Consider the following 23,448-nt stretch of genomic DNA (forward strand, 5'->3'; position numbering starts at 1 on the left):
CTCCAGGACGGTTTAGCCTTGCTGTAACGCCTTGCGGATGTAGCCGTTGTTATCGGCCAGCAGTGTGGTGGCCTCGTCAGCGCTGAGATTTGCCAGCACCATCACGATGGCGGTTTTACAGTGGCGATGACAGGCGTTTAGCGCATTAATGGCGGTTTCGCGGTCACACTCGGTTGCTTCCATCACGATGGACACCTGGCGCTCAATCAGCTTGGCGTTAGTGGCTTCCACATCGACCATCAGGTTGCTGTAAACCTTGCCGCTGCGAATCATCGCGCCGGTGGTAATCATGTTCAGCACCAGTTTCTGCGCGGTGCCAGCCTTCAGGCGGGTTGAGCCGGTCACCACTTCCGGGCCCACAACCGGGGTAATCGCGATATCGGCCAGTTGCGCCATTTCGCCGTGCGGGTTGCAGGTAATGGTTGCGACTCGCGCACCCACGCTTTTGGCGTAGTTCATCGCGCCAATGACGTACGGCGTGCGGCCGCTGGCGGCGATACCGACCAGCACATCATTTGCCGTGAAATTCAGCGCTTTCAGATCTTCCGCGCCCTGAGCAACGTTATCTTCAGAGTTCTCAACGGCGCTAAGAATTGCTTTATGCCCGCCAGCAATCAGGCCAACGACCTGTTCCGGGCGAGTGCCGAACGTCGGTGGGCACTCGCTGGCATCAAGAATACCGAGGCGACCAGAGGTACCTGCGCCACTGTAAATCAGGCGACCGCCTTTCTGGAATGCTGCCGCGACGGCGTCAACCAGTTGGGCAATCTGCGGCAGATAAGGCGTGATTGCGTGGGCAACCAGCTGATCTTCGCGGTTGATCACCGCCAGCATCTCTTCGGTGGAGAGGGTGTCAATATTGGTACTGTTGGCGTTGCGGCGCTCGGTCAGCAGTTTGCTCAGGTCGATACTCATAGTGGCCTCGTCTTCATCAGTGGCAGTCAGTATAAGGAATTTTTTATTCCTCTCGTGTGAAGGGTATCACGATTAAAGCCAGGTGAATAAGAAGGAATGCAGATGGGTAGTGACTTACTGCGGTAATAAGTTTGGAATATTTTATTACCGCAGTGAATTTTAGCGGGCTTTGCAGAGAGAAAATAAAAGGGGTATGTACACTGAGTAACTACTCATGCCGCGTTTTCAACGGCGCTTCCTTCAGCAACCACGACAGCACAAACGCCAGCACCATAATGCACGCTGCCATAATGAATGCCGCGTGGATGGCCGAGCCGAAGGCATCCAGATAATCCGCGCGCACCGCATCAGGCAGATGGTGGATGGTGGACGGGTTCATATCGCGCGGTACTTCTGCGCCTTCAGGCAACAGACGCGTCAGGTTTGACTGCAGTACGGAGGTAAACACTGCACCAAACAGCGCCACGCCAATGGAACCGCCAATTGAACGGAACAGCGTTACACCGGAAGTTGCTACACCGTACAGATTCGGCGCGACGGTGTTTTGCACCGCCAGCACCAGAACCTGCATCACCAGCCCTAATCCCATTCCCAGCACGCCGGTAAAGAGATAAAGATGCCAGGTTGGCGAAGTGATTGTGATGCGCGTCAGCAACACCATGCCCACCGTGCCCAGCAGCGTGCCGAGAATCGGAAACAGGCGATATTTCCCGGTGCGGCTGATAATGCGCCCGCTGATGATCGAGGTCAGCAGCAGCCCGCCCATTAGCGGAATTAACTGCAAGCCCGCTTGCGTCGGTGTCGCCTCTTTGACGACCTGCAAATAGAGTGGCAGGAATGTCACCGAGCCAAACAGTGACATCCCGATGATAAATCCAATCATGCTGCACAGCAGGAAACTGCGGTTGCGGAAAAGCGAAAGGGGAATGATGGGCTCCCAGGCCAGCCGCTCTTCATAGATAAACCCGGCAATGCCCACCAGGCCAAAGGCGAGAATGCACCATAGCTGTGGGTCGTTCCATGGGCGAACGGTGCCGCCTTCGGTGGTGAACAGAATGATACAGACCAGCGCCATGGTCAGATAAATCGCGCCCAGCCAGTCAATCTCATGCTGGTTGCGTTTAGTGTTGCTGTGGAAGACCGTGCCGATCACCAAAAGGGCGAACAGCCCCAGCGGGATGTTGATGTAGAAAATCCAGCGCCACGACGCATGCTGGACGATAAAACCGCCAATCAATGGGCCAATCACCGTCGCCAGGCCGAACACACCGCCAAACAACCCCTGATAGCGGCCACGTTCAGCAGGAGGAATGACATCTGCGATAGCAGCCATGCTGATCACCATCAGCCCGCCGCCGCCAAGCCCCTGAAGGGCGCGCATGAGTACCAGTTGTGTCATATTCTGCGCTAAACCACACAGTGCGGAACCGACCAAAAACAGCACGATAGCAATCTGCAGAACCCGCTTACGGCCAAACAGATCGCCGAATTTACCGTACAATGGCACAACAATGGTGGAGGTCAGAATATATGCCGTGACCACCCAGGAGAGTTTATCCAACCCGCCCAGCTCGCCAACGATGGTTGGCAGCGCGGTCGAGACAATCGTCTGATCGAGCGCGGAGAGCAGCATCACCAGCAGCAATGCGCTGAACAGCAGGCGGATAGAAGGTGCGCCCGCATGTGATGATGACGTTTCTTGCGTCACGGTATCGGACTCCATAGTGTGCTCACTTGAAATTAATTAACTGTATAATTAATATTTATGGAAGATGCTTCACTGGTCAAGAGATCGCTCCCTTATGACGGCACAAAAAGACAACGGAAAAAACCTAAAAGCACGTAAACCGGGTCGCCCGCGCGGTAGCAAGCCGAGCGGCGATAACCGCGAGCATCTGCTCGATATCGCGCTGCGACTCTTTTCGCAGCAGGGTATTGGCCATACTTCACTGAACGCGATTGCCCGTGAGGCTGGCGTGACGCCCGCCATGCTGCACTACTATTTCAACTCGCGCGAACAACTGCTGGACGTGGTGATTGAAGAGCGTTTTTTACCGCTGAGAAGTGAGATCACAGCGATTTTTGCCGCGCATCCCGATGAACCGGTTACCGCGTTGACCGAGATGGTCAAGATGCTGGCGGAACTGGCTGCGCGCTACGAGTGGTTTGCGCCATTGTGGATGCAGGAGGTAATAGGCGAAATGCCGGTGCTGCGCCAGCATCTTAACGCGCGTTTTGGCGAGGATCGCTATCAACAGACGCTGGCATCGGTCAAACGCTGGCAGCAGGAAGGGAAAATAAACCCGCATTTGACGGCGGAATTACTATTTACCTCTTTACTCAGCCTGGTATTAGTACCCTTTTCCCGAATGCGAAACGATGAAAGGCTTGCCTCGCTGACAACAGAAATAATCATTAGCAATGCGTTAGCATTAATGCGTCAGGGAATAAATAATTAAACTTATTATTCTTTAAATCTTATTAATGGTGGTGCTTTTTAGAGAACTAATTAATAGCTATAAATCACCACTTCCCGCACCGGGCGAGAACCATGAAGTGCGATGTCTCTGACCGTGGAGACGACAGGAACTTCGCCCTCTTCGGCGCAGCGCTGGGCCTGCATGCGGTAAATCGCATCGTCGATGCATTTGCTGGTCGAGGATGCGGACTCGCCATAAATCGCACCGGAAAAATGTATGCTGCCCCTGGCGTGTGCCGGGGTAATTAACGTCGAAAAAAGGCAGAGAACTGCAATTGGCATGAAGCCATAGAGCTTATTCATTTGTGTATTACGCGTTATTTAAAAGTGCGCGAATAATAAGCCTATTCTTTAAAGTTACAATGTTTCTGGTTATTTTCTTTAATTACATAACCTGGCAATGTGAATAAAATGCAGACAGAACCTACCTTTGCGTTGATGAAAGGTAATTCCAGATTTTTATGAACAAAATCGCAATAGTCTATTGCCGGAATGACCGTTTATCCCGCCTGCTCACCGCCGTATTCTTGTCGCCATCGAGTTGCCGAACGCAACGTTATGCCGAATACAGGATACCCATTATGAAAACCCTCACTCAGATTGCAGCTGCTTCTCTTCTCTCCGTTATGGCCTTTGGTGCATCAGCGCAAAGCGTAACGGCAACCGCCTCTACCCTCGATTCTGCAGAAGCGGCGATTGCGCAGAAAGCGAAAGCGATGAATGCCTCTCAGTACAAAATCACCAGCGCCCACATGGGCAACCGCGTCACCATGAGCGCTGAACTCTACAAATAAGCGCGCGGCAAGACGGTTTTCCAAAAAACATGAGAACCGCCTGATTATTACCCTCACCAGGAGATGAAAATGTTATTTGAAAACTATGCCCTAAATGCCGTCGCGCTGAAAAACCGAATTGTTATGCCACCGATGACCCGCTCACGTGCCGGAGCGGGCGATGTCGCCACCGATATGATGGCGGAATATTACGCACAGCGCGCCAGCGCCGGGCTGATCATTAGCGAAGGTACGCAGATCAGCCAGCAGGGCCAGGGTTATGCCTGGACGCCGGGAATATACACCGAATCGCAGATTGCAGGCTGGAAAAAAGTGACCGATGCCGTCCATCAGGCGGGCGGTAAGATCTTCGCACAGCTGTGGCACGTTGGTCGCGTTTCGCATACCACACTTCAGCCGGGCCACGCTGCACCGGTTTCTTCATCTGCTATTCAGGCCGAAGGCGTGAAGGTGTTTGTGGATGTAAAAGGCTGCGGGCCGGAGAGCGGTGTGGGCGAGATGCTACAACATACGATGCCGCGTGCGCTGACTGCTGAAGAGATCCCCGCTATCGTGAATGACTATGCGCAGGCTGCGCGTAACGCGATTGCCGCCGGTTTTGATGGTATCGAACTGCATGGCGCGAACGGTTATCTCATCAATCAGTTTATTGATTCGCAGGCTAACCTGCGCGATGACCAATACGGCGGCGCATTGCAAAATCGCCTGCGCTTTATGAAAGAAGTGGTTACTGCCGTGTCGAATGCGATTGGCAAAGAACGCGTCGGTATTCGCCTGGCACCATTGACCACCCTGATGGGTTCCCGCGACGATACGCCGGAAGCGACCTATCTGGCGGCCGCCAGCGTGCTGAACGATCTCGGCATTGCCTATATTCATATTGCCGAAGCGGACTGGGAAGATGCGCCGGTGATGCCAGCGGCTTTTAAAGAAGCACTGCGTCTGATATTCCGCGGTACGCTGATTTACTCCGGTAAATACACCAGGGCGCGTGCGGAAGAGGCGCTGCAAAATGACTGGGCGGATTTGATTGGTTTTGGTCGTCCGTTTATCGCCAACCCGGATTTGCCGTATCGTTTACAGCATGATTTACCGCTCAATCAGCCAGTGAAAGAGCAGTTCTTTGGCGGCGGAAAAGCGGGATATATTGATTATCCGCCAGCGAAATAAAACAGGCTGCCGGGTCTCGCATCGTGCGGGCCCGGCACAGTGCGTTACCAGAACTTAACGGCCAGGCTCAGAATAAAGACAAAGCCGACAATGGCAACCGTCCAGCAAAACGCCAACATATGGGCTTCATGTTTTTGTTGTTTTAATACTGCTTCGTTTTCCATTTTTCTTTTCCTTGCTCACATCGTGTAGGGGCAGAGGTGCCCCATATTACCGTGGGACGTTAATCCCTCCCGGTACTCCGTGCGTCAGAACCACCTGCCAGAGCTGAATATTTCTGGCCCTGAAAGCACCGGCGCAGGCTTTCAGGTAGTAGGTGAACATCCGTTTAAAACGTGCTGAATAGACCTCTTCCAGTTGGCCCCATGAATCCTGGAATCGCTGCTCCCAGGCCATCAGGGTTTTATCGTAGTCAGAGCCAAAATTGTGCAGATCTTCAATCACAAAGAAGGGTTCGCAGGCAGAAGAGAGCTGCGAAACCGACGGCAGGCAGCCGTTCGGGAAGATGTATTTATCGATCCACGCGTCGACGTTCAGGTCGCTTTGATTGGAACCGATAGTGTGCAGCAGGAAGATACCGTCTTCCGCCAGATTTTTATTGGCCACGGTAAAGTAGGTTTTGTAGTTTTTCGGCCCGACGTGTTCAAACATTCCCACCGAGACAATGCGGTCAAATTTGCTGTCGAGGTCACGATAGTCCTGCAACAGAATTTCCACATCCAGCCCGGCGCAACGTTGTTGAGCAAGCTTTTGCTGTTCGGCGGAGATGGTGACACCGGTGACTTTCACACCGTAGTTTTCTGCCGCATACGCAGCCAGCCCACCCCAACCACAGCCGATATCCAGTAGCGTCATGCCTTTTTGCAGATTGAGTTTGCGGCAGATAAGCTCCAGCTTGTTTTGCTGCGCTTCAATCAGGTTGCTTGCTTCCCGCCAGTAGCCACAGGAGTATTGCATGTACGGGTCAAGCATCAGCGTGAAGAGGTCGTTGCCGAGGTCGTAATGCTCTTTACCCACAATCCATGCACGTTTTTTCGATTGCAGGTTGATTATCCTCGCGCTTACGACGTGCATTAAATCTTTCAGGTTGTGCTTAATCTGCGACTCGATATCGATTTTCAGCAGACGGGAGATAAACTCGTCGAGCTGCTCGCACTCCCACCAGCCATCCATATAGCTCTCGCCCAGGCCAAGAGAGCCCTGCTGAAGAACGCGTTTGTAGAAATGTTTGTTTTTGACCTGAATGTCGAAAGGACGTTTGCCGTTAATTTCGATGTCTGCGCGTTGCAGTAAGTCACGGCAGATGCGATACCACTGATTGCCGCCATCGGGCATGATTAATTTTTTGTTCATCGTTTGTCCGCCTGAGCGAGAATCTATTTGTCATACAAATGTACTAAGAGCAGGTTATACCTATGATGAATATTCGTAAAGTGAATCTCATCAATGGGAGGGATGCGGAAATGGAATGGGAGGGAGGTGCGCACTGATGCCCTCACCCCGGCCCTCTCCCACAGGGAGAGGGGGAAAACCGCGGACACTTAATCTTTGGCACCATCGGTCCCCTCTCCCTTGAGGGAGAGGGTTAGGGTGAGGGGGGATATGCGCACTGATGCCTTCACCCCGGCCCTCTCCCACAGGGAGAGGGGGAAAAGTCGGTAGGCCAGATAAGCGAAGCGCATCCGGCGTAACGTCAGAAGTCGTACTGCAACGTCAAACGGTTCTGCCAGAAGTCTTTCTCATACAGCGGTGAAGTCTGCACGCCGACAAAATCGCTCAGGCTCAGGCCTTTCAGCGCACCCTGGAAGTTCCAGATAAAGTAAACCAGATACTCAGACTGGCGCAGGCTACCGGTATTCACCGTCGGCGTCAGGTCCATCCACGAGTAACGCGCGCCCAGCGTCAGGTTCTCGTTAGCGTTCCAGTTCACGTTAGTGGCATATGCGTCACCGCTGCCCAGATCCTGCGTACTGGTGAAGTACGGCTGCGCGAAATACGGGCCCGATGAACTGTTATGCGCATACGGTGTAACCAGTGAACCATAGCCGTAGCTGTTGCCGCTGGAAGCAATGTGATCATAACCCGCTGCCCAGGAGAGCGCGGGCGTGAAGTTCAGCGACAGTTGTGCGCCGTAAGAGCGGTTATCTACCTCGCCCGCCAGCGCTTTGCCTTCGCTGGTACCGCGAATGTATTGCAGCGCCACATCCGGGGTGAACAGCGCCTGCTGCCACTGGAGGTGACCTTCGGTGTAGAAGATGTTGGAGAAATCGGCGTAGCTTTCGTACCACATCTGGCCGGTCAGCTTTTTGTCATCCCACATCATGTGGCGACCCGCGCCAATGGCCCACATGCCATCGGTCTCTTCGGTGACTTCGGTATAGGCGGTGGTGCGTTTCACCTGATCGCTGCCCCAGCCCTTATAGCGCCATATTTTGGTCGCGCGCAGGAAATCGTCGCCGCTGCCGTACTGCATATCCAGTGCCTGATAAAGAATCGGAGTAATACGCCAGTCATAGTCGCCGACAAACGGCAGATCCAAACGCTGGTTCCCGCCGGTGATGCGGAAATCGCCATAGCGCCAGTTGAGATACGCTTCACCAATATTGGTCTGGTTTTCGCCGATGTCGCTGATTACGCGCTCTTCCGGTGGATGGTTAATGCCGCGCAGGAACAGGCCACTCACACCCACGTTGAAGCCGTACATCGGCGCCGTTTCATACTTAAGGAAACCGCCGTAGCTGATGGTGTCCTGGTTAAAACCTTTGGCGAAATAGGCGTTGTGAGTGGTGTAGTAAAGTGAGCGAACGCTGCCGCTGACTTTACCGCAGCTAAATACATCGCTCAGGTTGCTGACGTTGCCGTTGGCGTCGAAACACTCGCTGTCGGACTTAAAGGAGAGAGCCGCTTCTGCGCTGGCGGGAAGCGCCAGAGCTGCAAGCGTGACCAGGGCGGTGAGACCACCGGTTAATCGTGATGGTTTAACTGCACCTGCTGCCCGACACATCTTCATGCTAATACCTTGTAAACAGAGATAAAAAAAGAAAAAGTGTGCGAATGTCGCCCCCGCTATGTCGCTACTCTCGCGGGTAGAGAGACCCCTGATAGACGCACTAAACGTATGGGCGGTTTCGCACAGGGCTGCGATTATCTTCATCGTAAGGGGAGTGATCCAGATCTAAACGCAAACGTTTGCTTTCTTTTTCCAGGCATTGATGCTGAATCAGTGATTCAAATTGAATTATTTATGATGCTAATTATTAATGGGCAGATATTTGAACTGCATATTGATTGGATGAATGGAAGATAGTGCTTATTTTGCTGTTTGGCTTAAACCGCACCGATTGGATAGTTTTCAGGCGCATCCCGCGCGTAAACGCGCGGGAAATCGGTCATCAAAAATAGTAGCCGATATTGACGTTGGTGCGGAAATACCATTTTCCGCTGCCTTCCGACTGCGTGCTGGTCCAGCCCGTGGCGTTAAGCGCGCCGCCCCACGGGTTAACGTTTTTCGCCCAGCTTAAATCGACCCAGAACATCACCGGTAGTGCGAAGACCTGCACCCCGACGGTGTTCATCTGGGAATCGCTCCAGCCGCTTTTATCTTTCCATAACACGCTGTAATCGTTATAGAACCGCAGCTTTGATACCGCGCCCCATTTGACGTCCACATCACGGGCCACGTTGAGCGACGCGGTGGTGGCTTTTGCCGGGATTAAATACGACGGCGTCAGGCCGTTGCCGCCCATCAGAATCGTATCGTCGCTTACGCCCGCCGGATTTTTCGGATCGTACTGGTAACGGATCACCTGTGAGGAGAGCTGCCACGGCCCGTTCTGCACGGTTCCGTGCAGGCCCGCCGCCCAGAAAGTGCCGTCATCATCGGTCTCGCGATTGTGCAATCGCGCCAGCGCCAGCGATCCGCCCAGCTCATTATTCCAGCCCCCGCCGTGGAAGTTTCGCGCCAGCCGCACGTTCACCTGATCGCGTTTCTCATTACGCTGCTGATGCTGGCTGGGATAATTGGTATTTTTTAAGCGGTCATAATCCCCGACATCGGGCGCATAGCGCAGGTTCTCAGGCTCCATCCACGGGAAATAAGCCACATCCAGCGACCAGTTATTATCGTGATATTGGTAATTTACCCCGCTACCGGCATTGACGCCGAACCCTAAATAAAAGGGAATGCCGTATGACCAGCCAAATTGTGGATACGGCTCCAGGCCAAAAGGCTTGCCGGGAATGCCAAGCTGTACACTATTATTCTGATCAAACCGATATCCCACATAGGCGCGGTCAATCGCATATTTATGGTGATCCTGAAACCAGAATCCGGCATCAAAGAAATAGTTATTATAAAAACCGCTGCTGTCGATACGGAATGTATCAAAACGCAGATGCGGCGGATCGCGATAATTACTGCCTTTCCAGTCTTCATAGCGATAATTTGCCCGTAATGCGCCGCCAATATCTAACCCGGCGTTACTGTCCGCACTGCGCCAGCCAATATGTGGGAAGGGCTTGCCGCCCTCAGCCAGCACGGGTGCGGCGATGCATGTGCCCAGCAGCAGCGCGAAAAATTGTTTACGCATAGCTCACCTCTCATTTCATATTCAATACGCAATAGCTCGCCGCCGCGGATAAAAATCAGCGAGAATTAATTGATGGCGTTTCGCCAGTGAAACTCAGAAATAAATTTATTGGTTTTTTATATTTGTCTCAAATATGAAACTAAGTTTATTATTTGATATATGGAAAATCGCACGCTATTCGCGTGTCGTCAAGGTGTAAAGTTTGAGCTATCGCGCAATGTTATTAAAGGCAGGCGTGAGTATTGCTATTTGTGAGGTAAAGAGGAAATTAATCTCATATATGGAACAAAAAATAATATTGTGTAATTTGATATATGGGGGAAGGGAAGCTTATGTTTAACGGTTTATATCATCGAGGCCGTTTCACGCGTGAGAAGGGAGCAAATTGGCGGAAGATCACAGGAGTCGTATTCGATAGTTAATTAATTGATTAAATGATGATATTTTATGTTTGGCAAATGAGTAACCCCCATAAGCACCCCCAAATGGATTTGTTTGTGGGGAGAGGGGGAACCCAGTGCTACGTTTTGACCTGTGTTTTCTATGATAGCAAAATGACAACCCCTTATTGCTTTAGGCTGTTTTTAAGTGGAGCAGTTGTCCTTTAAACCGGATAACAGTGTTATCGTGGGGTATTGTCTTCGACGTTGTTGGAGATTATTTCCGTGCCCCTGCAAATATTGTCGCGCAGCCAGCCGAACAGAATTTGCAGGGTTTCTTCGGAGGTTAAGGCTTGCACGGGAAAACCGTATCAGAGGAGGATACGTGGGTTACCAGTCGAAGATTTCTAATCCGGGCAGCATTTACCCTGCAGCATCAAAATGGATTATGTCGGGGGAATAACGATGCATAAGCGTAACAACCAGACGACGACAGGCTTTTGATAACCCCAGTCGCTTTAGTTCCAGTACGCGATGTAAACGGGCATTCAGCCTGAGAATAAATCCGTAGCCGGTATACAGTATCCAGTCGTAGTTGCCGCCGTCATGACGTTGAAGTGTTACCTGGTCAAGGATAGCGTTATCCTCACAGGTAATACGGGCGGTGCTACACTGGATCCCGTTCAGACGGGCGACACGTGGCAGAGGATCTTCAACAACCAACTTCCCGGGGGCGTCAGCAATGCGAAGTGAATAACCGTTATCGCAGACCACATCGATCAGGTTGGCCAGTTCAATACCGTCGATATCAACAGCGATCCGGCCCATGTTGAGGGCCAGTATATTGACGGCATCAGCCTCCACGGTCAGAGACAGCTTCATTGAGTCGCTCCGCTGTATTTGCCGGTGGTGATATCGGTTACCATTCTGTAGCCGTTACGCGTCATCAGTCCACAGTCCTTACGGGCGCGGAGGATATCAATACTGCTGATGAGTGGGGACTGTGTTTCTGCACTGAAACTGCGACGATCGATACGGACAAGATCGTATTTTTCGACGATGAAATTCACCGCGTCGCACAGTGAAATGCCTGCGTCAATATGTTCCGGAATGACACCATCGTTGCCAAACGGTGTGTCGTTAAGTGAAAGGCCATAATGCTGTTCCAGCAGATATACAAGAAGTTGCTGCCAGATTTCAACGGGCGTCGGACGTGGCGAATCCTCCTGCGTGGAGGATAGTGGTTGGGTTTGCATAGTGGGATCTCTTCGTTGACGGGTTAAAACGAGGGAAAATAGTGCGAAGGTTTACGCGGTTGCTTCAGATGGTGTCGGGTAAATCGCTACGTACACGTATCCATGCGAGCCGAGGCTGTCGGCCTCGCAGGTCAGCCCTGTTGCGTATAACGTGACACAGTGCTGATGGCGGGGACTGAGCTCACCGGAAACCAGCATGAGTTCCAGTTGTTTGAGCAGTACCGGGAATGCCTGGTCGAGAAGGCGTAAATCCGCGTCGCTGAACTGTCCGGTGATACTGGCGCGGTCAGCGAGATAGTGCAGCCGGTTGTCCTCCTGCACCAGGCGAGCGCCAAAACAGGGAGTGATACTGCGTTTAAGTCCCCACCAGGGTTCAGTGATATCGTGGTTTTCTGCCGGTATTTTATTCGACAATTTTAGCCTTCCTTAAACGTGTGTTAATTCAGTGTGACGCTGCGCAATACGACATACGGGCCGTTACGGTCCTGGCGGCGTTCAGCGAAGACGGCCAACACACCACCGATGTCCTGTACCTCGCGACCGGCGTAATGGCATATACTGCCACTCCACTTATATTTGCCGGTACAGAAGCGAAACAAGCGGGACTGCGGATGCTGCCGGTATATCGCCATGGCCTGACGCTTGCTGATAATCTTCATTTATTTCCCCCTACAGCCAGCCGCGTTCGGCAAAGGACACAATCTCCATCCCGCCGATGACCATGTGGTCCAGCAGGCGGATATCAACCAGCGCCAGGGCTTCACTGATGCGCCCGGTAATATTCCGGTCGTCCTGACTGGGCTCTGCATACCCTGAGGGATGGTTATGCACCACCACCACCGCAGCGGCATTATGCTGCAGGGCGGCTTTTACAATTTCCCGGGGATGAACCTGTGTATGATTGATGGTGCCGGTGAACAGCGTTTCATGCGCAATCAGCCGGTGCTGGTTATCGAGGAAGAGCGCAGCAAACTCTTCGCGCTCCTGTGTGGCAAGCTGCAGGCGCAGCCAGTCGCGAAGGGCATGGCTGGAGGTAAATGACGCCCCGGGTTCACGTAACTGTTGCTCCAGCAGGGTCAGTGCCGTCCTGACCGTCTGCTGTTCTGTGGGGGCCAGTTCACGGGCAAACAGCGGAAGTTGTTGTTCCATAATTTTGACCTCAGTCGATGATGTGCATAATGGTGTCGCATTCGGGATGGTTCAGTGCGTAGTCCCGCAGACGGTAATAGTGCTCTGTCATGGCGTCGCATTCCGTACGGCAGGCATGATGGCTATACTCCAGCAGACAGGCCGCGATACCCGCCGCCTCAGCGCTCATTTCAGCACTGTTGCCATTCATGGCATTGAACAGTGTCCATTTATCACCAGTGTCTCCATCCGGCTCCGGTGCCATAAACACGCCGCCGTTGCTGAGTGTGTAAAAATTCCAGATGCCGCCGTGGTAATCCTCACAAAGCCGGTCCATCCACGCGAAGATGCGGGGCTCCAGCAGTATCCACTGTGGAATGCCGCCAAAATGTTGCGGCCAGAAATGAAGCCGCTGTGCATCAGGCAGCAGCGTGGCGGTGATGGTCGGGACCTGTTCTGTGTCCGCTGTCACGGACGAATGATTCATGTTCATGGGTGTTCCTTGTATAAGAGTATGAGTACGCCGTTCAGAGAAGGGCGGTGGCGCGAGCAATAATGAAAATCAGGGGGAGAAGAGCAGATATGCGCATATGTGCGGAAAGAAACCGCAGCGCGTCAGTCTGGCATTAACAGCAGACATAACCGGGGGCAGGATTGTGCATAGCCATCGATATCGCTCAGACAGGGCCATACGCCACCGGCATCTGCCAGTCTGCACAAGCTGAGTTCGCCAGGCCGGTAACAGAGGTATGCGCACCAGGCACAGAGGTCATCATCGGAGATGGAACGGCAGAAAGCGGTATCGCTCAGGGAAGCCGGATAAACGCCGGCCTTGTGGGTATTTTCAGGAAGAACGGGCATCAGCTCAGTGCCTGCTGCAGCTCTTCAGCCATCACCCACAGCGCGCGGTTGAGCTTTATGTCACCGTCGATACCGTTCACTGCCCGCGTCCGGCTGCGTTTGCCCTGTGCTGAACGACCGGATAACCCGCCTTTCTGCAGGTTTTCCTGCAGACGATTGAAGACCGTCCACAGGTCATTCTGCTCATCCTGCCAGCGGCGTGGTGCCAGAATCTGTGTCTCTGTGACCGGTTGATGCTCTTCTCCAAAACGGTACGTCAGGGCCGCTTTCGCCAGCGCCTGCTGCGCCGGAGGGGGCAGCAACAGAGACTGCATGGCATCTCGCTTCTCCTCCACCCGGTCAAATACGCCGAGTACCTCATAAGCACCCTCGATGACTTTTTCCACCACATCGCCTTTATGCGGTACGCGTACTTCACCAAAGGACGTCCCGCAGACCAGGCCGTTACAGCAGACGCTACGGAACAGCCCCGGCAGCATCTGATAACTGCTGGAGCCGTCATGTGAGTTGAGCAGAATAATTTCCGGGACTTGCTGACCGGTGATTTGCCCGGCACGGCGCAGGCGCAGCATATGCTTCGTGTGCTCCCGGCGGGACGCATCGCGCACTCGGGTCTGACAGGCAAAGAACGGCTGAAAACCTTCGCGCTGGAGGCTCTCCAGCAGGGTGATGGTGGGGATATAGGCATACCGCTCGCTGCGGGAGGCATGCTTGTTTTCACCAAACACGCTCGGGGTGTGCAACATCAGTTCTTCGTGTGTTAAGGGACAGTCGCGACGGATCAGGTTCACACGACCAAAACGGCTGGCTAATTTCATGGGGTTACCTTTATGGATGACATAAACGAAAAAGCCCTGCTCATACGAGCAGGGCTTCAGAGGGGGTGTATCAGGGAATGGCGGGATTCTGTAATGACAGCGAACGTTACCGCGCGGTTATTTCGGGTCCGTGTCGGCCTGGCTATTTCCCGTCGGTAAAGTGGCTTCAGCAGGGGCTGTAGTTAAGCCACCCTGGATAATTTTGTGTTTAGCAAAAGCCTCCGGCATCGTGTTGATGCAGTAAGTGATATAAAAGACATTGAAGATAATGACGTAGAACACATTCATCTTCAGTTCGAACTTAAAGGTGTTCAGCACGTAGCTCTGCAGCGCTGTGCGGGCTTTAAAGGCCCAGATGATATACATCACACCACTGGCAATGGACAACACGCCGCCGAGCATGGCAATGGCATCCATGGTCGGGTCATAACCATAGAGTTCCGGGTCGGTGGTGCCCATCACACTGAGCTGGCGCGAAATACCGTAGCAGATGGCTATCCACAGAACATAAAGGTCAGAGGAAAACGAAACCTTCGTGGTGTCGATGATGATGCCTTGTTTTCGGTAGAGCCACATCAGTGGATAGATACCGAAGGTAACGAAAGAGAGTAAGACAAAATTCAGCGTTTTTGTATTCAGTCGGGCGCTGAGGTCGGTAATGACAGGCATGGTTTATCCTTAAAGGTGGAAGTTTCAGAAGCGGAAGTAAAAGAGACGGTATTCAGTCAGATGGCGACAGGTTATTTTCCGGAGTACATGTGGTTGCGGACTTTCACCCACCATTTACCGTTACTGATTTTGTAATCAACTTTTTCGTCATTACATTCATCAATTTCGGGGCCGACGTATTTTCCGGTTTCAAGGTTCAGGACAGCGATATTGCCCGCCGGGCAGGACATGCCCATATCGGTATGCAGAATAGCGAATTTGCCTCCGGAGGCTGTGACAGACGTTCCTGCGCCCAGCGTCATCATTTCATCGCTGTCGATATGGACCCAGCCCTGTTTTCCGCCGCAGCCATTGCACCACAGACCATCACCGTTGACGGTACTGGCCAGCGTATAGGTGCTGTCAGGGATACTGACCTGGGTTGTGATGGTGGCGGCAACCGCAGGGACTGCCAGGGGCAATATCGCGGCACTCAACACCACATTCATTAAACTTTTCATTATTTACCTCACTGATAGGCGTCCCAGAAATCTTTAAAGCCACGTCCGCTGATTTTAAATTCTCCGGTAATATCAGTGAGCGTGACGACATGACCATATTCGCGCAGATAATTCACCAGCCATTGCTGAGTGGCTTTACCCCGAATAATCAGGGATATCTGGCATTCGCCTTTTTTCTGCCATATATGGCGCTCACCCTGAACCGGGTGTTCATTCAGCGTCAGTGTGACGCTGTCAGCCTCCGGCGTCTGGCAGGCCTTCTTGTTTCTCTCATTGGTCTGAACCTGGATATATTCATATCCGGGTGTGTCATCCATGGAAAACGTGCTGTTTCGGTTAATCGTGTAGTAATACTCCCCACTGGCATATCCCCAGCCTCCGTCGGCTATAGCCGGTGCGGATGAGAGAGCCAGAAGAGCCAGTGCAGGCAGGGTCAGTTTCTTCATGTTTATTTCCCTATGGGGCAAAGGTATCGACGAGGAAAATCATGGCGAACACGATGAATATCGTGAGCAGAACGTTGATGATTAAGCAGCGGAAGATTTTCCGTGCCAGTCGGTGCGGGAATGCCATCGGGAACCTCAGTCTCTGACAATGAGAAAGAAGAGCAACCCGGCAAGAATCGGGTCAATTATCATTGCGAGAATAAACCATCCCCAGAATGACCTTCCGGCACCTTTGGCCAGAAACCCCAGCACAACGGCCAGAAAAATCCATAACAAAACCAGTGGCATGTCATCTCCTTACAATGTTTTAACGTGCGTCTCCATATCTGTTTTATTTCAATCAGATAGCAGCATTTCAGCTCAAGTTTATAACCATGATAGATGAAGGGATAATGAATAAAACCGATCGGAACGATCGACAAAATCGATCATGAACAAGCAAAACTCTTTATCGTTGGACGTGCAAAACTAATCGAAAAAGAAGGACCAGACGCTGCGGGCCACATGGGCAACGGTGTGTGTCACAGCCTGCAAGGCCTGCCGGACAAGCAGTGGCAGTGGTACGCTGTCAATGACGTGGTCAAGGGTATCAACAACGGCGTCGCCAAAGCTGCTGCGGGCGGTATCCTGTATGGGGGTTGAGTGATAGGACTGATGCAGGTGGGGCAGCAGCGGGCTGCGTGCCTGCTTTGGGAGGCGATTTATCATCCGCTCCACGATGTGGGCCAGGTGATAACGCCCCTTCACTGAAACAGGAATGACAGCATCTTTCTGTATACCCAACTGACTGGCGACGGCCTGCTGTTTACGTTTAATGTGTTCAAGCTGGCCGGGTGATGGCATCGCAGTGTGTCGGTTCCACTGCTCGGATGGCTCGACTTTATCCACCTGATTGAGCACCCAGAGTACCGGCGGCATGGTGTTACCGCACCGGGCCTGAATGAACTGATAAAACGTCTCTTCCACGGAGAATGCCCGGTCGTCCGCCTTTAGTACCCACAGCACCATATCCAGCTTCGGGAGCTGCTCCCGATAGAGCTCACGATATTCTTTATCCCGACTCTGGCTCTCGCCCACACCGGGCAGGTCCACCAGCGTCAGATAATGTTGGCCGAATCGCAGGCGTACACGCTGTGGTTTACGGGTACAGGCTTCCACAGCATTCACTGCGCAGACTTCACTGCGGAACAGGGCATTGCAGAGCGACGATTTACCTGCACCTGTTTTTCCCATAATACCGATGACTGGTTCGTAAGTAATAAGCTGGCTGAGCTCCTTAATCAGCGTGTGGCGTAATGTACGGGGATAGCGGCGTAAATGGCGGCGGATAATCTGATATCCTGATGGTTGTTTCATTGAATATTCCTCAGAAATAAAACAGGCCATCCCGGAGGATAGCCTGATGAGCAAATAGTCTGTTATTCAATGATGTAATATATATCTGAAAAATATTTAAAAAGGAGAGGGAGCATCTCTCCTTGCTGTATCAAGGAGGTTAGTCCACGGTACGAATTAAAGGGATTTTATTTGTTTTCTTTGCAATCCTCAGTAGGAAATCTTTATGTTCTGCTGGGGTGTTTTTTATTTTTTCGTATCCTTTAAGATAGCTGTTCTTTCCTGAATTTGACGCCTGAGATGATTTGTTCTCGCTGTCATCACGTGCCATTTTCCGTATTAATTGGTCGGGAAGGCTGAACGTTTGTCTGAAGTCATACCCGTGGACGGATGCATCAGGAAACGGAACCAGAATATCATTAATAAAGATATGAACCTGCTTATCAGACGAATGTCCTTCAGTATCTTTAGCCCGGTATGTATTGGTTTTATTCTCGATCAGGTGTTTCTGTAATCCCATGGTGAAATTAAAATCGAAACTGTAAATGCCTGCGTAGCAGTTATGCTCTGCCGGGATAAATGAACACCATGTAAGAATAAGTTCCTGTATGAAACTCTCATTAATAACACCATCCCGAATGTAAAAAAGCACATGTGCGCAGGGTAAGAAAGATTCATCAATTATCGCTATGCGCTGATAACCTGCTATTCGTTTATACATGGCACGGTATCTGATTTTACTGATCATGAAATTCAGTGCGCGATTCATGATACGTAGATCATCGACGATATGCCTGGCTTTACCCTCAGTCTTTTTCCCCAGACGAAGGCTGATACCAAATAGTGTTAATTTCTGATGATTTGCTTTCTTTTTTATTTTTGCATATTTTTGCAGCAGTTTATTGTAAACGGTCTCTTTATGAATAAGTGACGCCTTGAGAAAATTTCTCTGCACAGGCCGGGCCGGATGGCGCAGGTGTATTATGTCATCAGGTATATTAGGATTAGTATTGCGTTCTGAGAGTGGTATGTTTTCTATTTCTGATGCCAGTATTTCACGCAGTCTGTTTGTGGCGTGCCCCTGTATTTGAACTTCACTGTCAGTGTCATTCAGTTCATCATCGCTAAGCTCCTTCCCCTTTTCAATTTTTACATCATCAAAGCTGATAAAGCTGTAGATGCCAGCAAGTTTATTATATTTGATTTCAGGTGCCGGATATGTGTTGTCTTTCTCACGAAGCCTGAGGAAATTCACTTCGTAAAAATCATTCATTCCATCCTTTCGCATGAAACTTCCTTACAGAGGTGGTTTTTAGTTATTTTATCACCCTATTAATTATATGGCTATAAATGAAGCTTTAATAGTATTTATTAAGTGTAAAAATCCAATAATTAAGAGTATGCGTTTTTGGTTAACAAGTCACTAAAAACAATGGGTTAGTAACAATGATGTGAATTATTGGTAGTGTATATAATTATCGCTAATATTCATTTTGAATCCGTTGTTTTATCTCATAAAACAGATAAGAACAATCATGGCTTATCAGAAGCCATTCCTGATCATGATGTCTCCCCGACTGCACAGCATCCACAGCGCAGGAAAGGGCCATATCCGGAGATCTTTGGGGTACCGTAATGGATAACAGGAGATAAGGGCAGACTATGTGAGATACCGATTCAAAAAATACATATGAATGCTATTATCTGGATGCCTCACTGCTCCCTGGTTGTATCGAGACATATCCGAAAAAGATATCGATTGAAATCGTTTCTGAATTTGAAAAGTGGCAAGCAGTGCTTCAGATGCTATGGTAAGCGAACCACTGGATAAAAGTGACAGATTGGAATATCAGGATAGAGGGTGCTGTTGATGACTGTAAAGTGGTACCTAATAATTAATTTAGGTAATTATTGTTATTTTATATGGAAACAGTTTTTAAATCCATGAAACCCATTCACATCACCTCACTCATTGGTCACCTGTAACGCCATATCAATCCCACACTTATCCCCCTAAGTTACAGCCAATCAAAAATAACATCCCATACGTATCTCATGACTCACACACACGAGATATTCTACCCATGAAGCAAAATAACCGTTACATCCACTACAATCATCTGAAGAACAGACTATTCACTCACCTTGATACACTCTTTGATAATTACGCCAAGATCTTAATGCTACGTATTGACCTTGGGTATCTGCAATACAGTGAAGCATTCAGTCTACAAGACGAAAAGGACATGGCCTGGCAGATGACACTCCTGACTGAACAACTGAATATCCATACTGATATCATTGGATTTGCATGGGTAATGGAACGCTCAGAGAAACACGGGATACATATCCACGCCACCTTTTATCTCGATGGACAACGGCACCGTAAAGTCTGGAATACCTGGCAGGCAGTTGAATGCTTATGGGGGGACATAACTAATGGTGAAGGGCATGCACAATGGTGTAAACCTCAGGAGCATTATCGGGTTCGTGGGGAGAGGGTTATCTGTCATGATGACGATAAAGGTCGCAATGGGATGACCTATATCCTCAGCTATCTGAGCAAAGTGGACCAGAAAGAGGACAGATTAATTTATCAGTTCAGTGATATTCCTGAACGAAGCAGGAGAGGAAGGCCAAGGCGAAAGTCAGAATCTGAAATCACTGGTTGGTAATAATATCAGACACCATTTAAACCGGGGGATATCGTGAATATCAAAATTTATACCCCGCACTCATCATCTGAAGGAATCACATCTCACTCGTAATTCCTTCTCCATTCACTTTACGGAGAACAAGATGATGAATACCGATATCCCTGTCCTGAATGACCAGTTTGTCGACATGAAGTTTATTACCCGGTTAACCGGCTTAACGGATAAATGGTTCTACAAGCTTATTCAGGATGGGGTATTCCCTAAGCCTATCAAACTGGGGCGTAGCTCCAGATGGTTGCAGAGCGAAGTGGAAGCCTGGTTACAGCTGCGTATCGCTGAATCACGGGGCTGAGCACGCATGAAGAAGAAACATAACCGTAAGACATGGCAGGCTCCGGTACGCTGGATTTGTCTGCAGTGTCATCGCCAGTACTGTGGTGAGCGTATGTGCCCGCACTGCTACGGCACGGCCAATGTGATAGCTGCCACAGCTGGTTGAATCATCCCCCTCAGCATTACTCACTCATACACGTAAATCTATACCCCGCCAGTAACCACGCATGATGCTGCCCATACCGGGACGGCCTGTGCCTGCGTGTCATATGGCGGTAAGGACTATTACTATGTACGCAAAATGTTTCCTGGCCTGTAACAGTGCTGGTCGCCTGACCGGTGCCAGAACCGCACTGCGCTCTCCCGGCGAACGATACACCTGCCATCACTGTGGGAGTGACCTGGTGCTGCACACTGACGCTGAGCGCCCGTGGTTTACGCATACCGATGCTGCACTCACTGTAGGCAGGCAAGGCTGTCCGTACATCCAACCAGACATTGATGAAGTTCTGTTAATACTCCAGCTACGACGTTACGTACCGAATGCAATGCCGGTGATAGGGCCTGGTGTGCATCACTGCCCGTTATATGAATACCGCAGGGCCGGGGAGGTCTTATGCTTATGATGTCGTGCCACCTCGCTCTCAACAGCAAGGGGGCGATGAGCCGCTCCCGGGACGCCATTAGCGAATCTGCTGATGGCTGGCGCTGTACGTCCTGCGGATGTCGTCTGGTGCTGCACCCGGGAGACGATGATACCCCTCCCTGGTTTGAGCATGACCAGACGTCAGCAGATGCATCTGCTCTGGCATACTGCCAGTATCGTCAGCACCGTGACGGATTGCCGGGTGAACGCTTCAGAGTGATGTTGTACTCCGTTCATGGACAGGATATCCGCATGGCGACGGAGTCCTGGTACTGTGTCTGGTGCGGATGTCATTACGAGGGCGAGAAGCATTGCGCGGTCTGTAACACCGGTATCTACAGCATCGAAGACACGGTCGGGCAGGGTGACATCCATCCAATTGAAGATCCGGCACAGTGCCCACCAGCAGACCTGGGAGGATACTGACCATGGCGATACGGTTCAGACCAACAGAATATGTGATTACTGCTGATGGCGAATGGGTGGCTGTTGATGCGCTCTCATATCAGCATACCAAGCCGCTGTTATGTGGATCCTGCCATACGCCAGCCACCGTGACGCAGGGTGATAATGGCTGGCAGCTGGTTCACCGACCGCGTTCAGAAGCCGACAGACGGCGGGTGATTCGCTGTTGTTACCGTCCTCCCACATTTTCGACAGGGATCCGGGGATTGTAAGTCATCATCACTGGACAGTGCGTCGATACAGAATGCCGACATGCCGTGTTCAGCGAGAGCCAGATGCAATTAGCCGAACTCTGGCCAGTATGACCTGTATAGACACACCGTCAAAATACGCCCGATATCTCCCCACCCTGCTGGTGTCCATTCGCCGGCATCTTGTCTTCCGCTAAAAGAACAGAGAGTACCCTTTATGAATTATTACTCCCCCATTTCTGATGCGGGTAATGCGGTAACCCTGCGAACTTTTCTGTAGCAGGCAGTTGACCCTTATCCCATGCTGGTGGCATTGAGTGTTACCAACGGTGCGAAAGTGATCCATATCCGACACCTGAAATCTGTACAGTCCGGGGACATAGTGAACACTTGTTCGGGGACATGGTAGACACTTACAACTAAGGCATAAGAACCCGTTTATGGAGTCGCTTATGCCCTGGGATGCGAGAGATACCATGTCATTACGTTCCGAGTTTGTTCTGTCCGCCTCACAAGACGGGGCGAACATCCGTTCCCTCTGCCGTCACTACGGCATTTCTCCCGCCACTGGCTACAAGTGGCTTCGCCGCTGGGCTGAGGAAAGCACATCCGGTCTTCTGGACCGTCCCCGGACGCCTCATTATTCTCCCAACCGCTCGCCCGACGACATCACTGACCTGCTGCGTATCGCCCATGTCCGTCATGAGCGCTGGGGCGCGCGCAAGATAAAACGCTGGCTCGAAGACCAGGGGCACCGTATGCCCTCCTTCAGCACCGTCCATAACCTGATGGCCCGTCACGGTCTGCTGCCGGGTACGGCTCCGGGTATTCCGGCCGCAGGACGCTTCGAACATGACGCGCCGAACCGGCTCTGGCAGATGGATTTTAAGGGCCACTTCCCCTTCGGCGGGGGCCGTGCCTTCCGTTCACCCTGCTGGATGACCACTCCCGTTTCTCCCTGTGTCTGGCACCCTGCACCGATGAACGCCGTGAGACCGTGCAGCAACAGCTGGTCAGCGTGTTTGAACGCTACGGGTTGCCAGACCGGATGACGATGGACAACGGCTCACCGTGGGGCGACACCACCGGCACCTGGACGGCACTGGAGTTGTGGCTGATGCGCCAGGGTATCCGGGTGGGGCATTCCCGGCCATATCATCTGCAGACACAGGGTAAGTGGTTCACAGACAGCGGTGAGCTGCAGCGTGCTTTCGACCACTGGCGTACGGTGTATAACCTTGAACGGCCCCATGAAGCACTGGGTATGGCCGTTCCTACCTCGCGATATCAGCGGGACGCTGAGCATAAAAGGTATCAGTCTAAATGCAGGCAAAGCGTTCAGGGGGGAGCGGGTCGGGCTGAAGGAGACGCTGGAGGATGGCTGCTATGAAGTGTGGTGGTGCAGTACAAAGGTGGGGGTGATCGACCTGAAGAAAAAGTCGATCACCATGGGTAAAGGATGTTAAAAAGTGTTCACCATGTCCTCGGACCGTACAAACCAGAGCTAGGGGGATAAATCTGCTCTCCTGATTTGGGGGAGCTTATGGTTACTTTTGAGACAGTTATGGACATTAAAATCTTGCATAAGCAGGGGGCTGAGCATTCGTGCAATAGCCAGAGAACCGATTATCTCCCATAATACCGTAAAGCTTTAATATTGGGGTGCTGTCTGCTAATCAGGTATGATCAAGCGGATGATCATCTGAATGAGCGATCCCCGTAATAAATTTTTTGAGGTACAATGGCTTCCTTGATTTTCTAGGGATGAAGATAACGGAAAATACGTGATCTTGCAGACAATCGTCCTTTGCAACCA

Annotated in this window: 28 protein-coding genes and 2 pseudogenes; 10 read left to right on the top strand and 20 right to left on the bottom strand. The window is 51.4% G+C overall.

The features are described from left to right. Positions 1-12: 12 nt before the first annotated feature. Both murQ and NMC31_RS05060 read right to left on the bottom strand, forming a co-directional pair. The gene (murQ, locus tag NMC31_RS05055; protein WP_149463753.1) at positions 13-915 is read right to left on the bottom strand and encodes an N-acetylmuramic acid 6-phosphate etherase; all 903 of its coding nucleotides are present in this window, start codon (positions 913-915) and stop codon (positions 13-15) included. A gap of 208 nt (positions 916-1,123) precedes the next feature. Next, a complete protein-coding gene (locus NMC31_RS05060; RefSeq protein WP_253897175.1) occupies positions 1,124-2,638 on the bottom strand; it encodes an MDR family MFS transporter in 1,515 nt (504 codons plus the stop codon). Positions 2,639-2,717: 79 nt separating this feature from the next. On the opposite strand from NMC31_RS05060, the gene NMC31_RS05065 reads away from it, so the two are divergent. Next, entirely contained in the window at positions 2,718-3,374 is a 657-nt protein-coding gene (locus NMC31_RS05065; protein WP_149463751.1) for a TetR/AcrR family transcriptional regulator, read from the top strand. 50 nt (positions 3,375-3,424) lie between these two features. Here NMC31_RS05065 and NMC31_RS05070 read toward each other — a convergent pair whose 3' ends face one another. Continuing rightward, a complete protein-coding gene (locus NMC31_RS05070) occupies positions 3,425-3,697 on the bottom strand; it encodes a hypothetical protein (protein ID WP_253897176.1) in 273 nt (90 codons plus the stop codon). A gap of 278 nt (positions 3,698-3,975) precedes the next feature. Here NMC31_RS05070 and NMC31_RS05075 point away from each other — a divergent pair, with 278 nt between their 5' ends. Together NMC31_RS05075 and NMC31_RS05080 are read left to right on the top strand one after the other, a co-directional pair. Then, positions 3,976-4,188, top strand: a complete 213-nt coding sequence (locus NMC31_RS05075; protein ID WP_149463749.1) for a YdgH/BhsA/McbA family protein — start codon at positions 3,976-3,978, stop codon at positions 4,186-4,188. A 69-nt stretch (positions 4,189-4,257) separates the two neighbouring features. Beyond that, entirely contained in the window at positions 4,258-5,358 is a 1,101-nt protein-coding gene (locus tag NMC31_RS05080; RefSeq protein WP_253897177.1) for an alkene reductase, read from the top strand. Between the two features lie 210 nt (positions 5,359-5,568). Here NMC31_RS05080 and cfa read toward each other — a convergent pair whose 3' ends face one another. The 17 genes from cfa to NMC31_RS05165 form a co-directional block, all read right to left on the bottom strand. Continuing rightward, the gene (gene cfa, locus NMC31_RS05085; RefSeq protein ID WP_149463747.1) at positions 5,569-6,711 is read right to left on the bottom strand and encodes a cyclopropane fatty acyl phospholipid synthase; all 1,143 of its coding nucleotides are present in this window, start codon (positions 6,709-6,711) and stop codon (positions 5,569-5,571) included. Between the two features lie 340 nt (positions 6,712-7,051). Then, entirely contained in the window at positions 7,052-8,368 is a 1,317-nt protein-coding gene (locus NMC31_RS05090) for an OprD family outer membrane porin (RefSeq protein WP_149463746.1), read from the bottom strand. Between the two features lie 382 nt (positions 8,369-8,750). Further along, positions 8,751-9,947, bottom strand: a complete 1,197-nt coding sequence (locus tag NMC31_RS05095; protein WP_253897178.1) for an OprO/OprP family phosphate-selective porin — start codon at positions 9,945-9,947, stop codon at positions 8,751-8,753. A gap of 803 nt (positions 9,948-10,750) precedes the next feature. Next, positions 10,751-11,209, bottom strand: a complete 459-nt coding sequence (locus NMC31_RS05100; RefSeq protein ID WP_253897179.1) for a DUF5983 family protein — start codon at positions 11,207-11,209, stop codon at positions 10,751-10,753. Beyond that, entirely contained in the window at positions 11,206-11,583 is a 378-nt protein-coding gene (locus NMC31_RS05105; protein ID WP_253897180.1) for a TA system toxin CbtA family protein, read from the bottom strand. The genes NMC31_RS05100 and NMC31_RS05105 overlap by 4 nt, the downstream gene beginning before the upstream one ends. A 51-nt stretch (positions 11,584-11,634) precedes the next feature. After that, complete coding sequence (locus tag NMC31_RS05110; protein ID WP_276219177.1) at positions 11,635-11,997, bottom strand: type IV toxin-antitoxin system YeeU family antitoxin; 363 nt, start codon at positions 11,995-11,997, stop codon at positions 11,635-11,637. Between the two features lie 23 nt (positions 11,998-12,020). After that, positions 12,021-12,242 (bottom strand): DUF987 domain-containing protein, encoded by a 222-nt coding sequence (locus NMC31_RS05115; RefSeq protein WP_253897181.1) that lies wholly within the window; start codon positions 12,240-12,242, stop codon positions 12,021-12,023. Between the two features lie 10 nt (positions 12,243-12,252). Next, the gene (gene radC, locus NMC31_RS05120) at positions 12,253-12,732 is read right to left on the bottom strand and encodes a RadC family protein (protein WP_253897182.1); all 480 of its coding nucleotides are present in this window, start codon (positions 12,730-12,732) and stop codon (positions 12,253-12,255) included. Positions 12,733-12,742: 10 nt separating this feature from the next. Then, positions 12,743-13,204, bottom strand: coding sequence for an antirestriction protein (locus NMC31_RS05125; protein WP_253897183.1), 462 nt, complete (start codon positions 13,202-13,204; stop codon positions 12,743-12,745). 122 nt (positions 13,205-13,326) lie between these two features. After that, positions 13,327-13,572 carry a hypothetical protein gene (locus tag NMC31_RS05130; RefSeq protein WP_253897184.1) on the bottom strand — a complete coding sequence of 82 codons (246 nt, stop codon included), beginning with the start codon at positions 13,570-13,572 and terminating at the stop codon, positions 13,327-13,329. Next, positions 13,572-14,390 (bottom strand): DUF932 domain-containing protein, encoded by an 819-nt coding sequence (locus NMC31_RS05135; protein WP_253897185.1) that lies wholly within the window; start codon positions 14,388-14,390, stop codon positions 13,572-13,574. Before NMC31_RS05135 ends, NMC31_RS05130 begins: the two co-directional genes overlap by 1 nt. Positions 14,391-14,507: 117 nt before the next feature. Then, positions 14,508-15,059: a DUF4234 domain-containing protein gene (locus NMC31_RS05140; protein ID WP_253897186.1), complete on the bottom strand. Its 552-nt coding sequence runs from the start codon at positions 15,057-15,059 to the stop codon at positions 14,508-14,510. A 71-nt stretch (positions 15,060-15,130) separates the two neighbouring features. Then, positions 15,131-15,559 (bottom strand): hypothetical protein, encoded by a 429-nt coding sequence (locus NMC31_RS05145; RefSeq protein WP_253897187.1) that lies wholly within the window; start codon positions 15,557-15,559, stop codon positions 15,131-15,133. 8 nt (positions 15,560-15,567) lie between these two features. Further along, the gene (locus NMC31_RS05150) at positions 15,568-16,005 is read right to left on the bottom strand and encodes a hypothetical protein (protein WP_253897188.1); all 438 of its coding nucleotides are present in this window, start codon (positions 16,003-16,005) and stop codon (positions 15,568-15,570) included. Positions 16,006-16,140: 135 nt separating this feature from the next. Next, complete coding sequence (locus NMC31_RS05155) at positions 16,141-16,293, bottom strand: hypothetical protein (protein ID WP_167809833.1); 153 nt, start codon at positions 16,291-16,293, stop codon at positions 16,141-16,143. Positions 16,294-16,473: 180 nt separating this feature from the next. Beyond that, positions 16,474-17,361 (bottom strand): GTPase family protein, encoded by an 888-nt coding sequence (locus NMC31_RS05160; RefSeq protein WP_253897189.1) that lies wholly within the window; start codon positions 17,359-17,361, stop codon positions 16,474-16,476. A 139-nt stretch (positions 17,362-17,500) separates the two neighbouring features. Then, the gene (locus tag NMC31_RS05165; RefSeq protein WP_253897190.1) at positions 17,501-18,628 is read right to left on the bottom strand and encodes a hypothetical protein; all 1,128 of its coding nucleotides are present in this window, start codon (positions 18,626-18,628) and stop codon (positions 17,501-17,503) included. Positions 18,629-19,424: 796 nt separating this feature from the next. Between NMC31_RS05165 and NMC31_RS05170 the strand changes: the two genes are divergently transcribed. The 7 genes and pseudogenes from NMC31_RS05170 to NMC31_RS05200 form a co-directional block, all read left to right on the top strand. After that, positions 19,425-20,015, top strand: coding sequence for a YagK/YfjJ domain-containing protein (locus NMC31_RS05170; protein WP_253897191.1), 591 nt, complete (start codon positions 19,425-19,427; stop codon positions 20,013-20,015). Between the two features lie 127 nt (positions 20,016-20,142). Further along, on the top strand, positions 20,143-20,349 hold the full coding sequence (locus tag NMC31_RS05175) for a helix-turn-helix transcriptional regulator (RefSeq protein ID WP_253897313.1): 207 nt from the start codon (positions 20,143-20,145) through the stop codon (positions 20,347-20,349). Between the two features lie 6 nt (positions 20,350-20,355). Next, on the top strand, positions 20,356-20,496 hold the full coding sequence (locus NMC31_RS05180) for a hypothetical protein (protein WP_253897192.1): 141 nt from the start codon (positions 20,356-20,358) through the stop codon (positions 20,494-20,496). A 124-nt stretch (positions 20,497-20,620) separates the two neighbouring features. Then, complete coding sequence (locus tag NMC31_RS05185; RefSeq protein ID WP_253897193.1) at positions 20,621-20,956, top strand: DUF7828 domain-containing protein; 336 nt, start codon at positions 20,621-20,623, stop codon at positions 20,954-20,956. Further along, positions 20,947-21,402: a zinc-ribbon domain-containing protein gene (locus NMC31_RS05190; RefSeq protein WP_253897194.1), complete on the top strand. Its 456-nt coding sequence runs from the start codon at positions 20,947-20,949 to the stop codon at positions 21,400-21,402. The genes NMC31_RS05185 and NMC31_RS05190 overlap by 10 nt, the downstream gene beginning before the upstream one ends. A 682-nt stretch (positions 21,403-22,084) precedes the next feature. After that, positions 22,085-23,098, top strand: a pseudogene (locus tag NMC31_RS05195) (DDE-type integrase/transposase/recombinase). A gap of 77 nt (positions 23,099-23,175) precedes the next feature. Then, a pseudogene (locus tag NMC31_RS05200) lies at positions 23,176-23,281 on the top strand (helix-turn-helix domain-containing protein); the annotation flags it as partial. Between the last annotated feature and the right edge of the window lie 167 nt (positions 23,282-23,448).

Source organism: Pseudocitrobacter vendiensis (assembly GCF_943590815.1).
Classification (GTDB): domain Bacteria; phylum Pseudomonadota; class Gammaproteobacteria; order Enterobacterales; family Enterobacteriaceae; genus Pseudocitrobacter; species Pseudocitrobacter vendiensis.

Coding starts and splice junctions, on each gene's coding strand:
- murQ (WP_149463753.1), bottom strand. CDS start 915: ATGAGTATCGACCTGAGCAAACTGCTGACCGAGCGCCGCAACGCCAAC.
- NMC31_RS05060 (WP_253897175.1), bottom strand. CDS start 2,638: ATGGAGTCCGATACCGTGACGCAAGAAACGTCATCATCACATGCGGGC.
- NMC31_RS05065 (WP_149463751.1), top strand. CDS start 2,718: ATGACGGCACAAAAAGACAACGGAAAAAACCTAAAAGCACGTAAACCG.
- NMC31_RS05070 (WP_253897176.1), bottom strand. CDS start 3,697: ATGAATAAGCTCTATGGCTTCATGCCAATTGCAGTTCTCTGCCTTTTT.
- NMC31_RS05075 (WP_149463749.1), top strand. CDS start 3,976: ATGAAAACCCTCACTCAGATTGCAGCTGCTTCTCTTCTCTCCGTTATG.
- NMC31_RS05080 (WP_253897177.1), top strand. CDS start 4,258: ATGTTATTTGAAAACTATGCCCTAAATGCCGTCGCGCTGAAAAACCGA.
- cfa (WP_149463747.1), bottom strand. CDS start 6,711: ATGAACAAAAAATTAATCATGCCCGATGGCGGCAATCAGTGGTATCGC.
- NMC31_RS05090 (WP_149463746.1), bottom strand. CDS start 8,368: ATGAAGATGTGTCGGGCAGCAGGTGCAGTTAAACCATCACGATTAACC.
- NMC31_RS05095 (WP_253897178.1), bottom strand. CDS start 9,947: ATGCGTAAACAATTTTTCGCGCTGCTGCTGGGCACATGCATCGCCGCA.
- NMC31_RS05100 (WP_253897179.1), bottom strand. CDS start 11,209: ATGAAGCTGTCTCTGACCGTGGAGGCTGATGCCGTCAATATACTGGCC.
- NMC31_RS05105 (WP_253897180.1), bottom strand. CDS start 11,583: ATGCAAACCCAACCACTATCCTCCACGCAGGAGGATTCGCCACGTCCG.
- NMC31_RS05115 (WP_253897181.1), bottom strand. CDS start 12,242: ATGAAGATTATCAGCAAGCGTCAGGCCATGGCGATATACCGGCAGCAT.
- radC (WP_253897182.1), bottom strand. CDS start 12,732: ATGGAACAACAACTTCCGCTGTTTGCCCGTGAACTGGCCCCCACAGAA.
- NMC31_RS05125 (WP_253897183.1), bottom strand. CDS start 13,204: ATGAACATGAATCATTCGTCCGTGACAGCGGACACAGAACAGGTCCCG.
- NMC31_RS05130 (WP_253897184.1), bottom strand. CDS start 13,572: ATGCCCGTTCTTCCTGAAAATACCCACAAGGCCGGCGTTTATCCGGCT.
- NMC31_RS05135 (WP_253897185.1), bottom strand. CDS start 14,390: ATGAAATTAGCCAGCCGTTTTGGTCGTGTGAACCTGATCCGTCGCGAC.
- NMC31_RS05140 (WP_253897186.1), bottom strand. CDS start 15,059: ATGCCTGTCATTACCGACCTCAGCGCCCGACTGAATACAAAAACGCTG.
- NMC31_RS05145 (WP_253897187.1), bottom strand. CDS start 15,559: ATGAAAAGTTTAATGAATGTGGTGTTGAGTGCCGCGATATTGCCCCTG.
- NMC31_RS05150 (WP_253897188.1), bottom strand. CDS start 16,005: ATGAAGAAACTGACCCTGCCTGCACTGGCTCTTCTGGCTCTCTCATCC.
- NMC31_RS05155 (WP_167809833.1), bottom strand. CDS start 16,293: ATGCCACTGGTTTTGTTATGGATTTTTCTGGCCGTTGTGCTGGGGTTT.
- NMC31_RS05160 (WP_253897189.1), bottom strand. CDS start 17,361: ATGAAACAACCATCAGGATATCAGATTATCCGCCGCCATTTACGCCGC.
- NMC31_RS05165 (WP_253897190.1), bottom strand. CDS start 18,628: ATGCGAAAGGATGGAATGAATGATTTTTACGAAGTGAATTTCCTCAGG.
- NMC31_RS05170 (WP_253897191.1), top strand. CDS start 19,425: ATGAAGCAAAATAACCGTTACATCCACTACAATCATCTGAAGAACAGA.
- NMC31_RS05175 (WP_253897313.1), top strand. CDS start 20,143: ATGAATACCGATATCCCTGTCCTGAATGACCAGTTTGTCGACATGAAG.
- NMC31_RS05180 (WP_253897192.1), top strand. CDS start 20,356: ATGAAGAAGAAACATAACCGTAAGACATGGCAGGCTCCGGTACGCTGG.
- NMC31_RS05185 (WP_253897193.1), top strand. CDS start 20,621: ATGTACGCAAAATGTTTCCTGGCCTGTAACAGTGCTGGTCGCCTGACC.
- NMC31_RS05190 (WP_253897194.1), top strand. CDS start 20,947: ATGCTTATGATGTCGTGCCACCTCGCTCTCAACAGCAAGGGGGCGATG.